This is a genomic window from Vannielia litorea, assembly GCF_019801175.1.
Taxonomy (GTDB): domain Bacteria; phylum Pseudomonadota; class Alphaproteobacteria; order Rhodobacterales; family Rhodobacteraceae; genus Vannielia; species Vannielia litorea_B.
In genome coordinates this window covers 2,793,958-2,808,816 of sequence record NZ_JAHVJR010000001.1, presented here as the reverse complement: position 1 = coordinate 2,808,816, position 14,859 = coordinate 2,793,958, and the positions used below count along the sequence as shown (strand labels likewise).

The 14,859-nt window shown below is 66.0% G+C and carries 13 protein-coding genes and 1 pseudogene; 5 read left to right on the top strand and 9 right to left on the bottom strand.

What is annotated here, in order from left to right; all coding sequences use genetic code 11:
* Nucleotides 1-29: 29 nt before the first annotated feature.
* The 6 genes from KUV38_RS13795 to KUV38_RS13770 all read right to left on the bottom strand — a co-directional run bounded on the left by KUV38_RS13795 (nucleotide 30) and on the right by KUV38_RS13770 (nucleotide 6,523).
* Nucleotides 30-983: a LysR family transcriptional regulator gene (locus tag KUV38_RS13795; protein WP_222470597.1), complete on the bottom strand. Its 954-nt coding sequence runs from the start codon at nucleotides 981-983 to the stop codon at nucleotides 30-32.
* Nucleotides 980-1,960 carry an ABC transporter ATP-binding protein gene (locus tag KUV38_RS13790; protein ID WP_222470596.1) on the bottom strand — a complete coding sequence of 327 codons (981 nt, stop codon included), beginning with the start codon at nucleotides 1,958-1,960 and terminating at the stop codon, nucleotides 980-982. The genes KUV38_RS13795 and KUV38_RS13790 overlap by 4 nt, the downstream gene beginning before the upstream one ends.
* A complete protein-coding gene (locus tag KUV38_RS13785; protein ID WP_222470595.1) occupies nucleotides 1,950-2,963 on the bottom strand; it encodes an ABC transporter ATP-binding protein in 1,014 nt (337 codons plus the stop codon). The genes KUV38_RS13790 and KUV38_RS13785 overlap by 11 nt, the downstream gene beginning before the upstream one ends.
* Complete coding sequence (locus KUV38_RS13780; protein ID WP_261385230.1) at nucleotides 2,960-3,859, bottom strand: ABC transporter permease; 900 nt, start codon at nucleotides 3,857-3,859, stop codon at nucleotides 2,960-2,962. The genes KUV38_RS13785 and KUV38_RS13780 overlap by 4 nt, the downstream gene beginning before the upstream one ends.
* 9 nt (nucleotides 3,860-3,868) lie before the next feature.
* The gene (locus KUV38_RS13775; protein ID WP_222470594.1) at nucleotides 3,869-4,879 is read right to left on the bottom strand and encodes an ABC transporter permease; all 1,011 of its coding nucleotides are present in this window, start codon (nucleotides 4,877-4,879) and stop codon (nucleotides 3,869-3,871) included.
* Between the two features lie 72 nt (nucleotides 4,880-4,951).
* A complete protein-coding gene (locus tag KUV38_RS13770) occupies nucleotides 4,952-6,523 on the bottom strand; it encodes an ABC transporter substrate-binding protein (RefSeq protein ID WP_222470593.1) in 1,572 nt (523 codons plus the stop codon).
* Between the two features lie 442 nt (nucleotides 6,524-6,965).
* Here KUV38_RS13770 and KUV38_RS13765 point away from each other — a divergent pair, with 442 nt between their 5' ends.
* Genes KUV38_RS13765 through KUV38_RS13755 form a run of 3 tightly spaced genes read left to right on the top strand, consistent with a single transcriptional unit; the run spans nucleotide 6,966 to nucleotide 10,272 of the window.
* Nucleotides 6,966-8,039 carry a DUF917 domain-containing protein gene (locus KUV38_RS13765; protein WP_261385229.1) on the top strand — a complete coding sequence of 358 codons (1,074 nt, stop codon included), beginning with the start codon at nucleotides 6,966-6,968 and terminating at the stop codon, nucleotides 8,037-8,039.
* Nucleotides 8,039-9,595: a hydantoinase/oxoprolinase N-terminal domain-containing protein gene (locus KUV38_RS13760; RefSeq protein WP_222470591.1), complete on the top strand. Its 1,557-nt coding sequence runs from the start codon at nucleotides 8,039-8,041 to the stop codon at nucleotides 9,593-9,595. The genes KUV38_RS13765 and KUV38_RS13760 overlap by 1 nt, the downstream gene beginning before the upstream one ends.
* On the top strand, nucleotides 9,592-10,272 hold the full coding sequence (locus tag KUV38_RS13755) for an AroM family protein (protein WP_222470590.1): 681 nt from the start codon (nucleotides 9,592-9,594) through the stop codon (nucleotides 10,270-10,272). The genes KUV38_RS13760 and KUV38_RS13755 overlap by 4 nt, the downstream gene beginning before the upstream one ends.
* Before the next feature lie 35 nt (nucleotides 10,273-10,307).
* Here the strand turns inward: KUV38_RS13755 and KUV38_RS21110 are convergent, their stop codons facing one another.
* The 3 genes and pseudogenes from KUV38_RS21110 to KUV38_RS13745 form a co-directional block, all read right to left on the bottom strand.
* Nucleotides 10,308-10,709 carry an MOFRL family protein gene (locus KUV38_RS21110; RefSeq protein WP_315898643.1) on the bottom strand — a complete coding sequence of 134 codons (402 nt, stop codon included), beginning with the start codon at nucleotides 10,707-10,709 and terminating at the stop codon, nucleotides 10,308-10,310.
* A 225-nt stretch (nucleotides 10,710-10,934) separates the two neighbouring features.
* Nucleotides 10,935-11,524: pseudogene (locus tag KUV38_RS21105) on the bottom strand (DUF4147 domain-containing protein); the annotation flags it as partial.
* Nucleotides 11,525-11,572: 48 nt separating this feature from the next.
* Nucleotides 11,573-12,646: a tartrate dehydrogenase gene (locus KUV38_RS13745; RefSeq protein ID WP_261385228.1), complete on the bottom strand. Its 1,074-nt coding sequence runs from the start codon at nucleotides 12,644-12,646 to the stop codon at nucleotides 11,573-11,575.
* Between the two features lie 186 nt (nucleotides 12,647-12,832).
* Between KUV38_RS13745 and KUV38_RS13740 the strand changes: the two genes are divergently transcribed.
* On the top strand, nucleotides 12,833-13,747 hold the full coding sequence (locus KUV38_RS13740) for a LysR family transcriptional regulator (protein WP_261385227.1): 915 nt from the start codon (nucleotides 12,833-12,835) through the stop codon (nucleotides 13,745-13,747).
* 119 nt (nucleotides 13,748-13,866) lie between these two features.
* Nucleotides 13,867-14,847 carry a TAXI family TRAP transporter solute-binding subunit gene (locus KUV38_RS13735; RefSeq protein ID WP_222470588.1) on the top strand — a complete coding sequence of 327 codons (981 nt, stop codon included), beginning with the start codon at nucleotides 13,867-13,869 and terminating at the stop codon, nucleotides 14,845-14,847.
* Nucleotides 14,848-14,859: the final 12 nt, after the last annotated feature.

Genomic DNA, 14,859 nt, shown 5'->3' with positions numbered 1-14,859 from the left:
CACGGCCAAGAGCCGCTTGGCTTGAAGGTTCAGGTCTCCGAGCGCGGAATGGGCCGTGCGGCCAGCCCGGCCTCTTCCAGATGGTCGAGCAGCGCCGTTTCCACCGGCGTCATGTGCCGCTCCACATCCACCACCGAGAACACATCAATCACCGGCGGCGTGGCCTGGATCGGGATCTGCCAGAGCCGCGCGCCGTAGCGCAGCGCGTGGGTACGGGCCATACAGCCAATGGCCGTGCCGCTTTCAATCAGTTCCGAAAGGTCGATGATGCCGGTCGCGGCGGCGATGAACTTACCGCCAATCCCGTTTCTGACCCGCCACAGCGCAAGCGCCGAGAGCGCACCAGCCATGCGGTCTTCCTCGTAGCCGACCACATCACAGGTGGCCAGCGCCTCCATATCGACCGCGCTCTGGCGGAAGAGCGGATGCTTCGGCCCGCAATAAACACCAAACTCCTGCGGCTGGATCGGATGCGCCCTGAGCCGCTGGATCGCCGGGTCGATCTGGGTGCAAAACCCCACCGACGCGACTCGCTGCTGCAGCGCCTGCGAGACCTCGTGGCACGAGGAAGAGCGGATCGAGAGCGTCACGCGCGGGTGCTGCTGCCGAAACTCCTCGAGCACCGGGGTGATCTCGTCCATCTCAAGATGCGACGACCGGCAGACAACCACGTTGCCCGAAAGAGACCGCCCGCCTTCTGCCGCCAGATCGTTGAGGCGCACGACGCCGCCGTAAATCTCCAGCGACTCCCGATAAACCGCCTCGCCCTCCCGCGTGATGGTAAAATTCTGCCCGCTCCCGCGTTCGACCAGCCGCAGTTCCAGCCGCTCCTCCAGCCGCCGTAGCGCGGCCGAAACCGAGGGCTGAGACACGTTCAGCCGGACGGCAGCAGCCGTGATGGAGCGCTCCTGCACGATGACCATGAAGGTCCGCAGAAGGTTCCAATCCAGCTGAAGGGCCAGTCGGTCGAGCGGAAAGCTCATGCGGAAAGCGAACCTTTCGTCTGATCTGCAAAGTGGCACAGCGCCTGACGCCCGGAGCCGAGTGGCACAGGCTCAGGGGCGCGCGTGTCACAGACCCCGACTTTAGCGATCGGGCAGCGGGTGTGAAAGGCGCAACCTTTCGGCACATTGGCCGGGCTCGGGATGTCACCGGTCAGGCGCAGCCGCTCAGGCCGTTCCACCGCCGAGGGCACCGGCACCGCCGAGAGCAGCGCGCGGGTGTAGGGGTGGCGCGGGTCGCCAAAGACTTCCGCCACCGGCCCTTCCTCAACGATCTTGCCCAGATACATCACCGCCACCCGGTCGCACAGAAACCGGATCACAGCGAGGTTGTGCGAAATGAACAGCTGGGTGAGCCGCGGTCGGCTGAGCCGCAAGTCCTTCAGCACGCCGAGGATCTGTGCTTGCACTGAAACGTCGAGCGCCGAGGTTGGCTCGTCCAGTACCAGCAGGTCAGGCTCCAGCACCAGCGCACGCGCAATACAAACCCGCTGCTTTTGCCCGCCCGAGAGTTCATGCGGGAACCGGTCGTGAAACTGCGGCGGCAGCCCCATGGCGATAAGCATCTCCGCCACCTTCTCGCGCAGCGCATTGCCGCGCAGGCTGGTGTTCAGAATCAGCCCTTCCGCCACGGCCCGCCTAATGGTCATGCGCGGATTGAGCGAGGAATGCGGGTCCTGAAAGATGATCTGCGCCTTGCGCCGCAGCGCCTTCAGGCCTTTCTGCCCCGCCGCGCGCACATCCAGCCCATCAATGTCGATCTCGCCGGCAGTCGCCTCCACCAGCCGCAGCACTGTCTTGCCCACGGTGGTCTTGCCCGAGCCGCTCTCGCCCACGAGGCCCACGGTCTCACCGGGTTTGAGCGAAAGGGTCACACCATCGACGGCGCGCACCACCTGCCCTTTTGAAATGGGAAAATGCACATCGAGATTCCGAATGGAGAGCATGTCAGTGCTCATGGGCATGCTCCTTTGTCTCGGCTGGCTCATAGAGAGTGCAGGCCACCTCGTGGCCCGGCCCCACCGTTCGAAAGTCGACCGGAGCGGCGCAGGCCGCATGGGCCTTGGCGCAGCGGGCAGCAAAGCGGCAGCCCTCGGGCGGGTTCAGCAGGTCAGGCAGGGAGCCGGGGATGGAGGCCAGCTTGTCCACCGGCTTGAACGGGTGGGGCAGGGCGGCGAGCAGGCCCTGTGTGTAGGGGTGCGACGGCGCGTCGAAAATCTGCCTGATCGGAGCGTCCTCCACGATCTTGCCTGCATACATGACCGCCACGCGCGAGCAGACCTGCGCAACCACGCCAAGATCATGCGAGATCATGATCATCGTCAGCCCCATGTCTTCGACCAGCTCTGCCATCAGGTCGAGGATCTGGGCCTGAATGGTCACATCCAGCGCGGTGGTCGGCTCGTCGGCAATCAACAGCTTGGGCTTGGCGGCCAGAGCCATCGCAATCAACACCCGCTGGCGCATCCCGCCAGAAAGCTCGTGCGGGTACGATCTGAACTGCCGTTCCGGGTTGGGCAGATGGACCTTTTCGAGCATCTCCAGCGCCAGCGCACGGGCCTCGGCCTTGCTGGCCTTGCCGCCCGATTGCGCCCGGATCGCATCAACCAGCTGAGTGCCGATGCGGAACACCGGGTTCAGGTAGGTCATCGGGTCCTGAAAGATCATCGCCACGTCTTTGCCGCGCACGCCGCGCAGCGCGCGGTCGGACAGGCCAAGCAACTCGCGCCCCTCCAGCTTCACCGAGCCGGAGGTGATCCGCGCAGGCGGGGTAGGCACGAGGCCAAAGGCCGCGCGAGTCAGTACCGACTTGCCGCAGCCGGTCTCGCCAACCAGCCCCATCGCCTCGCCGGGCCGGAGCGTGAGATTGACCTTGTCGATGGCATGGTAAGTGCCATCGAAGGTGTCGAAGACGAGCGAGAAATCCTTGATCTCGAGGGTGGGGGTGCTGCTATCGGTCATCGCTGCCTCGGGTCCAGAACGTCACGCAGGCCATCGCCCAGCAGGTTGAAGCCGAGCACGGTGAAGTAGATCGCCAGCCCGGGGAAGAGCGAGCACCACCACCAGTCCGGCAGATAGGCACGCCCGGTCGAGATCATCGCGCCCCACTCCGGGTAGGGCGGTTGCGCGCCGAGGCCCAAAAAGCCCAGCGACGCGGCGCCAAGGATGGCAAGGCCCATGTCCATCGAGGCTTTCACGATGATGGGCGAGAGGCAGTTCGGCAGAACATGCACGAACACCACCCGCAGCGGCCCCGCGCCAAGCGCGCGGGCGGCATCCACATAGGTCTCGTTGCGCTGGCTCAGGGTCTTGGCCTGCACCAGCCGCACGTAGCCCGGCCACCAGACGAGCGAGAGCGCAAGCATCGCGTTGCCGATCCCCGGCCCGAGCGCGCCGACGATGGCGATGGCAAGGATCAGCCCAGGGATGGATAGGAAGATATCGGTGATCCGCATGATCGTTTCGGCCACCCAGCCGCCCGCCATGCCCGCGATGAGGCCCAGCGGCACCCCGATCAGAATGGCGATGCCGGTCACGGTGAGTCCGATCTGCAGCGTGGTGCGCGCGCCAATCAGCACGCGAGAGAAAATGTCGAGCCCGACCTGGTCGGTGCCAAACCAGTGCTCAGCGGAGGGCGGCAGCAGCTTGGCGCCAAAGTCCACCGCGCCATAGGCATCCTCGGGATAGGGGGCCAGAAGCGGGCCGAAAGCGGCGATGAACAGGAAGATCAGCACGATCACCAGCCCGACCATCGACGAGAAGCTGCGCGAATAGGTGCGCACCAACCGGCGGGTTTCACGAAAGCGCATCTGGCGCGGGGCGACCGTCTCGGCGGCCTGTGCGGTGGCGGTAGACATCACCCCTCCTCAGATCTGGTTGCGGACACGCGGATCGAGCAGCGCATAGGCCAGATCGATCAGCAGGTTGGTGACCATGAAGGCCGCGCCCAAGATGAGCGTCACGGCCATGATTGGCTCGAAATCAGACGACACCGCAGCCTTTGCGGCGTAGAGCCCGACACCGGGAAAGTCGAAGACGCCTTCCACCAGCACCGTGCCGCCGAGCATCCAGCCAAAGCGCAGCCCGATCATCGCCAGCGTGGGCAGGATCGCGTTTTTCAAGGCGTAGGCGGCGATGATGCGGAAGGGGCCGATGCCCTGCGCGCGGGCGTTTGTCACATAGTCGCGGCCCAGCACCTCCAGCATTTCGGCGCGGTTTACGCGGATGATCGCGGCAAGCGCGGGCAAGCTGAGGGCGAGGGCGGGCAGCACCATATGCCACAGCGCCGTAAAGGCGGTCGCCGGATCGCCGTCCAGCAGCGCGTCGACCGTGATCATGCCGGTGATCTTGGGCGGCACGTCATCGAACACTCCGAGCCGTCCGCCGAGCGGAAAGAGGTCGAGCTCCAGCGCCAGATACCATTGCAACATCAAACCGAGCCAGAACATCGGCAGCGCCGCGCCTGAAACGGCCAGCAGCCGGATTCCGTGGTCGCCCGCCTTGTTCTGCCAAACGGCGGCCAGCACCCCCAGCGGGATGCCGAAGACGACGGCAATGGTGATGGAGAAGAGAACCAGCTCGAGTGTCGCGGGCAGAAACTGCGAAATATCCCGTGCCACCTCGCGCCCGGTGTAAACCGAGGTGCCCAGATCGCCCCGGGCCAGTTGCCCGAGGTAGATGAAAAACCGCACCGGCACTGGCTTGTCGAAGCCGCGCTCGGCGCGCACTTGCTCCACCATCTCTTGGGAAGCATCGGGCCCCGCAGCCAGCCGCGCCGGATCGCCGGGGGCGACATTGGCGATGGTAAATGTGATGACCGCGAGGCCAAGCAGCATCACGATCATCAGGCCCAGCCGTTTCAGGATCAGTCTAAGCATCGGGGTCCGGTTTCTTGATTGGGGTCCGGGCGGCCCGCGTTTGGGCCGCCCGGACGTGGTGCCGTGAGTGGATCAGGGCTCGATGTAAAGCGGGTAGAGATCAACTTCTGCCGTCATCCGGATCGGGCTGTCGACATAGCCTTTCACATAGGTCCGGTAGGCGAATTGACGCTGCCGCAGCATCCCGAAGATCTCGGGCTGGATGTCGGCAATGCGCTGCTGGATTTGCTCGTAGAGCGGCGCACGCTGTTCCCATTCCGAGATCGCGCGGGCCTCTTCGATCATCGCCGCCAGTTCGGGGTCATCCACGAAGTGCGAGCCGTAGTACTTGCCGTGGGACGACGGGTGATACTGGATCGCAACCGCATCGGGGTCGGTCGACACCGGGGTGGCGAAAATCGCCAGCAGGTCGGGGCTTTCCTCGACCGAGGAGGCACGGGCCACCATGTTGGGCCACGTCAGCGGCACCATCTCGAGCTCGATGTTCAGCTCCTTCAGGCTGTTGAGGAGCGAGAGCCCCATCTGCCGCTGCTGCTCGAGACCCTGCACATACACGTATTCCAGCGTGATCCCGCCTTCGGGCCACTGCGACTTGGCAAGGAACTCCTTCGCCTTGGTCAGGTCCTGCCGCGGCATGTCGATCTCCACCTTGCCGCGGATCGCATCGGCAAAGGGCGAGGTCTGGAGCTTGGCGTTGCCGTTATAGACCTGCACAAAGGTCTCGTAGTCAAACGCATGGGCCACGGCTTTCCGCAGGTTGATATCACCGGTGTATTCGCCCTGCGTGTTCATCTTCAGGCCAAAGGTCGTGAGCGCCGGGGTGGAGGAGACCTCGATATCGGGCCGTGCGCCCACCACCTCGAACTCTTCCGGCGTCAGATCGGTCACCAGATCGGCCTCGCCCGACATCAGCGCGGCCCGCTGCGAGGAGCTTTCCTGGATCAGGCGGTAGATGATGCCACCCATGTCCTCAGCCTCGTAGGGGAAACCCTTCCAGTAGTCGGCGTCCCGGCGCAGCCAATAGGCGGTGCCCTGGTCGAAGCGCTCCAGTTCATAGGGGCCGGAGCCTGCATCGTTCTCGGCCAGCCATGCCTTGCCGAAGTCGCCGTCCACCACGTTGGCCTCAACCTGCGCCGGGTTCACGATGAACCACCACGGCAGGAAGGAGAGGAACGGCGCATAGGGGCGGTCGAGGGTGAACTCGACGGTGTGCTCGCCGGTGGCCTTGATGTTCTCGGGCTTCAGGATCTCCGAGAGCATCCACGCCACGCCCTCGTTCATCTCCAGCACCCGCTGGTAGGAATAGACGACAGCTTCGGCCGTCACCGGGTCGCCGTTGTGGAAGGTGGCGTTCTCGGCAAGGTTGAAGGTCCAGGTCAGGCCGTCTTCCGACGTCGTCCAGTCGGTGGCAAGCCACGGCTCGACCTCGGGCGGGTTGCCGGTGTATTTGACCAGCCCGTCATAGAGGGCCTGGGTCATCATGCGGATGGAGTAGTCGTAAGACTGGCCCGGGTCGATATGAGACACCGCCTGCCGTCCGCCGATCACCATCCAGAACTCGCCATCACGCTTCTCGGCGGCCTGAAGGGGCGACACGAGGGTCGCCGCCAAGGCAAGGGCCGAGGTCAACATTCTGAGTTTCATGTTTACTCTCCGTCTGGGAGGCCCGCTTGAGGCCGGTATTTGTTTGTGGGCCGCCCTGAGTGCCGGGCCGCCGGTAAACCCATCAATTCAGATGCGGCCTGTCAGGAAAAACAGCGATTGCGAATGATGCTCATCGCCTGAGCCTATGAAGCATCCGCCTTGCGTCCGATTTCTGGCGCTCAGGCGGGAAGATGTGCTCAAAAAAGTGGCAAGTCCGGCGCGGAGCGGCCCTAAGGCGGGGTCTGAATAGCCGGCGCGAATTTGCACCATAGCGAAAGGCTATTTGCAGAGAGGCGGTTTCGGGGCCGAAGTTCTGCCCAGTAACGGGCCGGATTGCGGCCGGGATCGGGCTTGAGCAGGTGGCTGCGCAAGACCTGACGGTTTGAGAGGAAGTCACATGAACACCCTGGCCCAGAGAACCCCAAGCCAGACTCACCGTGTCTTGTCGGCCGAGGACATCGAGGCCCTGGCAGTCGGCGCGTGGATTCTGGGAACCGGCGGCGGAGGCGACCCCTACCAGAAGCTTCTCAATATGCGCCTGCTCTACGAGGCAGGCAGTGAGGTCACGCTGGTCGACCCGCTGGCGCTCGATGATGATGCCGTGGTCGCCGTGCTGTCCAACATGGGCGCCCCGCTGGTCGGGCAGGAGCGGCTCTCCGACCCGGAGTTTGCGCTGAAGCCCCTCCGGATGATGGAAGAGTATCTGGGCCGCAAGTTCGATGCCGTGATGGCGTTGGAGATCGGCGGCGGCAACGGGGTGCACCCCATGATGGTGGGCGCGCTCACCGGCTACCCGGTGGTCGATGCCGATACCATGGGCCGTGCTTATCCCGAAGCGCAGATGACTTCGGTCGCCGTTGCCGGGCTGCGCTGCTACCCGCTGACCATGGCCGACATCCGCGACAATGAAGTCATCATCCCCCGCGCCGCCTCCTGGCGCTGGATGGAGCGGATCAGCCGCAAAGCCTGCACCGAGATTGGCTCCGTCGCTGCCACCTGCAAGGCGCCCCGCTCGGGTGCCGAGGTCAAGCAGCACGGCGTGCTCTATTCCGTCTCCAAGGCCATCGCGCTCGGCGCCAACGTTCTCAAGGCCCGCGCCGCCCACACCGACCCGATCGAGGCCGTGCTCTCCGCCACCGAGGGCAAACGCCTCTTCGCGGGCAAGATCGTCGACATCGAGCGCCGCGCCACCGAGGGCTTCCTGCGCGGCAAGGCCAAGATCGAGGGGCTCGATGATTTCGCCGGCAAGGAAATGGTCGTGCACTTCCAGAACGAGTTTTCCGTCGCCTATCTCGATGGAGAGCCAATCGTGATGACACCCGACCTCATCTGCCTGCTTGATACCGTCTCCGGTGACGGCATCGGCACCGATGTCCTCCGCTTCGGCCAGCGCGTCAGCGTGCTCGCCCTGCCAGCACCCGGCGTCTTTCTCAGCGAGAAGGGCATCGCCGCCGTGGGGCCGCGCGCCTTCGGCTTCGATCTCGAATTCAAATCCGTCTTCAAGGAGCCCAACTGATGAAACGCATTGGCATTGATGTCGGCGGCACCAACACGGATGCGGCCCTGCTCGACGGCGACCGGGTGATCGCGGCGGTCAAGACCTTCACCACCGCAGATGTCACCAGCGGTGTCCGCACCGCCCTGAAAGAGGTGATCGCCAAGGCCGGGGATGAGGCCCAGGGCGTGGTCGCGGTGATGATCGGCACCACGCATTTCACCAACGCCGTGGTTGAACGGCGCAACCTTGGCCGCGCGGCAGCACTGCGCGTGTCGCTCCCCGCCTCCGCCAGCCTCGTGCCCTTCTGCGACTGGCCCAAGGATCTGGCCGCCAAGGTCAACGGCGGTGTCTACCTCGTTGAAGGCGGCCATGAATATGATGGCCGCCCCCTCGTTCCGATGGATGAGAAGGCCGTGGCCGAGGCCGCCCGCAAGATGGTGCAGGATGGCATCGAGGCGGTCGCCGTCTCCGCCACCTTCTCCCCGCTGACCGCCGAGTGCGAAGACCGGGCCGCCGAGATCCTGCAAAACGAAGCGCCCGACATCCACGTCACCAAATCCTCCACCCTCGGCCGGATCGGCCTGCTGGAGCGCGAGAACGTGGCCCTGATGAACGCTTCGCTCATCGGGCTGGCCCGCGACACCACCAAGGCCTTCGTCGATGCCGTGGCAGAGAGCGGGCTCGGCGCCCAGCTCTTCATCACACAGAATGATGGCACCGTGGTGCGGGCCGAGGCCGCGCGCGAGTATCCGGTGTTCTCCTTCGCCTCTGGTCCCACCAACTCCATGCGCGGCGCCGCCCTTCTGGCCGGCATCGAGAACGCGATGGTCTGCGATGTGGGCGGCACCACCGCCGACATCGGCTGCCTCGTCAACGGCTTCCCGCGCGAGGCCAACAACGTGGTCGAGGTCGGCGGCGTCCGCACCCTCTTCCGCATGCCCGACCTGCTCTCCATCGCGGTCGGCGGCGGCACCAAGATCGGGCGCGATCCGCTCACCGTGGGCCCCGAGTCGGTCGGCTACCGGCTGAGCGAGCGTGCGCTGGTGTTCGGCGGCGATCAGGTCACGGCAACCGACATCGCGGTTGCCGCTGGTCTGATCACCCTCGGCGATCCCTCCAAGGTGGCCTCTCTGCCCGCCGATTTCGTGCAGGCCGCGCTGGCCAAGATGCACGAGAACATCGCCGAGGGCGTCGACCGGATGAAGACCGACGCCACCGAGGTGCCTCTCCTCGCCGTGGGCGGCGGTGCCATGCTGATCCCCGAGTCGGTTCCCGGCATCTCCGAGGTGATCCACGTCGAGCACAGCGGCGTCGCCAATGCGGTCGGCGCGGCCATGGCGCAGATTTCCGGCGAGACCGACCGGATCTACCGCGATATGGACCGCGACGAGGCCATCGCCGAGGCCCGCCGCGCCGCGATTGCCGCTGCGGTCGAGGCCGGGGCGGAAGAGAGCACCATCAAGGTGATCGACGTTGAAGACCTGCCGCTCTCCTACCTGCCCGGCCGTGCCATCCGCACGCGGGTGCGGGTGGTGGGCGAGGCTGCCGCCCTCAACGAACCCGTGCCGGCATGACTCGCCCCAACATCGGCCTGCTCGTCGTCGGGCAGGCCCCCCGCCCGGCCTTGCTGGCCGACTTCCGCCACGTGTTGCCGGAGGCGGCGGCGGACATTCGGGTGATGGGCGCGCTCGACCATCTCGATGACGCGGGCCTCGCCGCCGCCGCCCCCACCGGCGACGGCGATACGCTCTACACCACCCTGCCCAGCGGCCGCTCCATCCTGCTCAGCAAAAAGGCCGTGACCGAGGGCATGGGCAAGCGGCTGGACGATCTCGCAGCAGAGAGCATCGACGTGGCCATCGTCGCCTGCACCGGCCGCTTCCCGTCGCTGGAGCGCGCGGGCGTTCACTTCGCCTCCGATCTGGTCAGCGGCGCGGTCGAAGCCTGCCTGCCCCGCAGCGGCAAGCTCGGGGTATTCATCCCGACGCCGAGCCAGGCCGAGGCCTGCGTTGCCCGCTGGAGCCGTGCGGGCCGGGAGTGCCACGCCATCCCGCTCCAGCCCGACGCGGATGACGCCACCATCGCAGCCGCCGCCGAGGCAATGGCCGCGGCCGCGCCCGATCTCGTGATCCACGATTGCATCAGCTACACGCGCGCCAGCCGCCAGCTTGCCGCTAAGATCCACGGCAAACCGGCCATTCTCGCCGCCGCCATCTGCGCCCGCTTCGCCGCCGAACTCTCGGGCGCCTGACAAGCGCGCAGACACAAGCCGGGCGGCGCAGCACGTCAGCTGATCAGCACCGCCCGAAAATCGTTCACGTTCGTCAGCGTCGGTCCGGTCACAACAAGGTCTCCGGTCGCGTCGAACACCGCATGGCTGTCGTGCCTCAGCAGGCAGTCCTGCGCATCCAAGCCCCTTTCGGCGGCCTTCGCCAAGAGCCCCGGCCCGATAAGCGCCCCTGCGGCCTCCTCGGTGCCATCAATGCCGTCCGTGTCCACGGCAATCGCATGCACGCCGGGGTGCCCGTCGAGCGCGATGGCAAGGCTGAGCGCGAACTCCATGTTGCGCCCGCCCCGCCCCGGCGTCGCATCGCCGATCGAAACCGTGGTCTCGCCTCCAGAGAGCAGAACCGCAGGCGCCTTGGCCGGGTGCCCGTGCCGCGCGACCGATTTCGCGATGCCCGCCATCGCGGTGCCAAGCTCGCGCGCCTCGCCCTCCAGCGCATCGCCCAGCACCACCGGTGTGACCCCGGCCAGCCGTGCCACCTCTGCCGCCACTTCGAGTGACATCAAGGGGCTGGCGATCAGGCGATAGTCCGTTTCGAAGGCAGGGCTTGGGCAGGGCGGCTCCAGCAAAATCTCGCGGGCGGCGTCGGGCAGGTCCGGGCCAAGCCGCAAGGCGAGCGCCGAAAGGTCGTCGCCCGCTGTTGGGTCAGGCACGGTCGGGCCGGAGGCGATGCTGGCCGGGTCATCCCCGGGCACATCCGAGATCGCCAGCGTCACCAGCCGGGCAGGCGCGGCGGCAAGCGCCAGCCCGCCGCCCTTAAGCATCGAGAGGCGGCGGCGAATGCGGTTCATGTCTCCAATCGCCAGCCCTGAGCGGAGCAGCAGGCGGTTGATGGCCTGCTCATCCTCCAGCGTCAGCGGCGGCACCGGCAGGGGCATCAGCGCCGAGCGCCACCCGAGATCAGCGCCAGCACCAATTCACCCTCGCGGGCCGCGCGCACGACTCTCAGGATCTCCTTCGCCGCCTCCATCCCCGCCGCATCCGGCACCGGATGGGCGGCCTCGCGCACGGTGATCCGCTCGGTCGGCACCGCGTGGCCATAGCGGGTGACGACAACGCCGCCGAGGTCCACATCGGGCCACGCCCGTTCTACCGCCCGCGCCATCGAGGCCGCCGCCTTGCCCGCTCCGACCACGATGCAGCGCCCCTCCGGGCGGGACGGCAAGTGGTGCGCGAGCACATGCGCCGGGTCGGCTGCCGAGATGGCAGCCGTCATCATACGGCGCAAAAGCGCCGCCGCGTCCTCATCGGTCATGGAGTTGCCTCAGATGTTCTCGCCGCGGATCGCTTCGCAGACCGCGTCGGTCACCTGCTGTGTGGTCGCCTCGCCGCCCACATCGGGCGTCAGCACACCATCGGCGCAAACCTTCTCGACCGCCCGCATCAGCCGCCGCGCCGCATCGGCCTCGCCCAGGTGCTCCAGCATCTGGCTCGCCGTCCAGAAGGTCGCGACCGGGTTGGCGATGCCCTTGCCAGTGATGTCGAAAGCCGAGCCGTGGATCGGCTCGAACATCGAGGGGTAGCGCCGCTCGGGGTCGATGTTGCCCGTGGGCGCCACGCCGAGCGATCCGGCCAGCGCACCCGCAAGGTCGCTCAGAATGTCGGCATGCAGGTTGGTCGCGACAATAGTGTCAAGGCTCTCGGGGCTCTTCACCATCCGCACGGTCATCGCATCCACCAGCATCTTGTCCCACGTCACATCGGGGAAGTCCTTGCTGACCTCGGCGGCGATCTCGTCCCACATCACCAGCCCGTGGCGCTGGGCGTTGGACTTGGTCACCACCGTCAGCAGCTTGCGCGGGCGCGACTGGGCCAGTTTGAACGCATAGCGCATGATCCGCTCGACGCCGACGCGGGTAAAGATCGCAACCTCGGTGGCCACCTCCTCGGGCAGGCCTTTGTGAGCGCGGCCCCCGATGCCGGAATACTCCCCTTCAGAGTTCTCCCGAACGATCACCCAGTCCAGATCCTTCGGGCCAACTCCGGCCAGCGGGGAAGTGATGCCGGGCAGAATCTTGGTGGGCCGCACGTTGGCATATTGGTCGAAACCTTGGCAGATCGGCAGGCGCAGGCCCCAGAGGGTCACGTGGTCGGGCACATCCGGCGCGCCGACCGCTCCGAAGAAGATGGCATCAAAGCTCTTGAGCTGCTCGGCCCCGTCCTCCGGCATCAACGCGCCGGTCTTGCGGTAGCGCTCCGAGGACCAGTCGAACTCGGTCACATCCAGCTCGAAACCGCCGTCACGCCGGGCCAGAGCCTCCAGCGCCTGAAGGCCCGCGGCGATGACTTCTGGGCCAATCCCGTCCGCCGGAATGGAAGCGATCTTGTAGGTTTTCAACGGGGTGCTCCCTTTCGGTTCGGCTTCGGCCCGGGCGCGCTCAGCAGGCGCCAAATCAGTGACGGACATGGGTGTAACTCCTCCAACGCCGCTTGGTGGCGTGGTCCGGACGCTACCCGTATGCATCGCAGCTTCTCAATCGGCAATTGATTATATACAAATCGGCAATAGTCGAAAGGGTGCCTCATGGACATCAAGCAACTCAGATGCTTCCTCGCCGTGGCCGAAACCCTGCACTTCGGGCGGGCCGCGCAATCGCTCGATATGCTGCCCGCTTCGCTGGGGCGGCAGATCCGCCTGCTGGAAGACCGGCTGGAGACTCGCCTCTTCCTGCGCACCACCCGCGCCGTTTCGATCACCGAGGCTGGCGCGGCGCTAATCGAGGATGCCCGCGCGCTGGTCGCCTCGGCCGATGCTTTCGAGGCCAAGGTCCGCTTCGTGCGCAAGTCCGAGGCGCCGGTGCTGAAGGTCGGCGCGATCGACAGCGCGGCGGCGGGGCTGATGCCGCAACTGCTCAAGCTGGTGCGCGAGGCCCAGCCGGGGCTGGAGGTGCAACTGGTCGAGCAGAAGACCATCCACATGCTGCCCCGCCTCCTGAGCGGCTCGCTCGATATCGCCTTCTGCCGCACCCCCGATGTGCGCGACCCGCGCATCAATTTCCGCACCCTGTTCTTTGAAACCGCCGTCGTGGCGCTGCCCGATGGCCACCGGCTGGCCGGACAGGATGAAATCAACATCTCCGACCTTGCCGACGAACCGCTCATCGTCCCCGACCGGCGCTCGCGCCCGCATTCCCATGACCTAACCATCAAGCTCTTCGTCGAGGCCGGGCTCACCGCGCGCATCGCCCAGGTCGCCGAAGAAAAGCAGACCATCGTCAACCTCGTCTCCGCGGGCACCGGACTTGCCATCGTGCCACGCTGGACCGCGCGCCTGCAGGTGCCGGGCGTCACCTTCGTCGCGCTTTCGGTTCCCTCCGGCACGACCCGCTCCAAGCTCATCCTCGCCGTTGCCTGGGCGCGAGGCACGCGCGATCCGTTGCGCGAGGCCTTCATGGGCGTGCTGGAGCGCAACCTCGACGTCATCGAAGCCACCGCCTGATTATATCGCAGTATAATATAATCTTTGGCGCGTAGCGCGGCGCGACCCTTCTCCACACACTCCTCCCATTCGGGCCCGCGTCCAAACGAGGCCCGGGAGGACATCACGGAGGAGACCCCATGAACTACCGCACCCTCACAGCGGTGGCGGCACTGGCTGCCATCACCACCACCCTTCCGCTCGCCGCGCAGGATCGCGAGGGCTGGCCCTCGAGCGTTACCATCGGCACCGGCAGCCAAGGCGGCACCTACTTCACCTATGGCTCCGGCTTCGGCGCGATGCTGAGCGAAGACCTCGATCTGAATGCTGGCGTCGAGATCACCGGCGGCCCGGTGCAGAACGTCACGCTGGTAGAGACCGGCGAGCACCAGCTCGGTTTCGTCACCCTCGGCCCGGCCGACGAGGCGCGCCGCGGCGAGAGCCCGCTGATGCCCGGCACGCCGCATGAAAACGTGCGCGCGCTCTTCCCGATGTATCAAACCCCGCTGCAGGCCGCCGTTCTGGCCAGCTCCGACATCCAGAGCGTTCAGGACATGGCCGGCAAGCGCGTCGGCGTCGGCCCGGCAGGCGGCACCTCGGCCACCTACTGGACCCGCTTCTTCGAGAACGCCGAGGGCTACGATGGCGTGACCATCTCCAACGCGGGCGGCTCCGATACCGCAGGCCAGCTCAAGGACGGGCTCATCGATGCCTTCGTCTATGCCGCAGGCCTGCCGACCGGCGCCTATGCCCAACTCGCGGTGGAGAATGACGTGCGCTTCATCTCGATGGATGAAGAGACCCTCGCCACGATGAAAGAGATCGTGCCCGCCATGGCCGATTTCACCATTCCGGCCAACACGTACGAAGATCAGCCGGACGATCTGCAAACCGTCTCGCTCTGGAACTTCGCCATCGCCCATAAGGACATGCCGGAGAGCCTCGCCTACGAGATCACCAAGCTCGCCATGGAAAACCCCGAGCGCATGGTCAGCGTTCACGCCGCTGCCAAGGAAACGCTGGCCGAAAACGTGCTGAAGAACCAGGTGATCCCCTTCCATCCGGGCGCGGTCAAATGGTTCGAGGAGAACGGTCACACGATCCCGGACAACCTGAAGTAAGGCTGCTCCCCA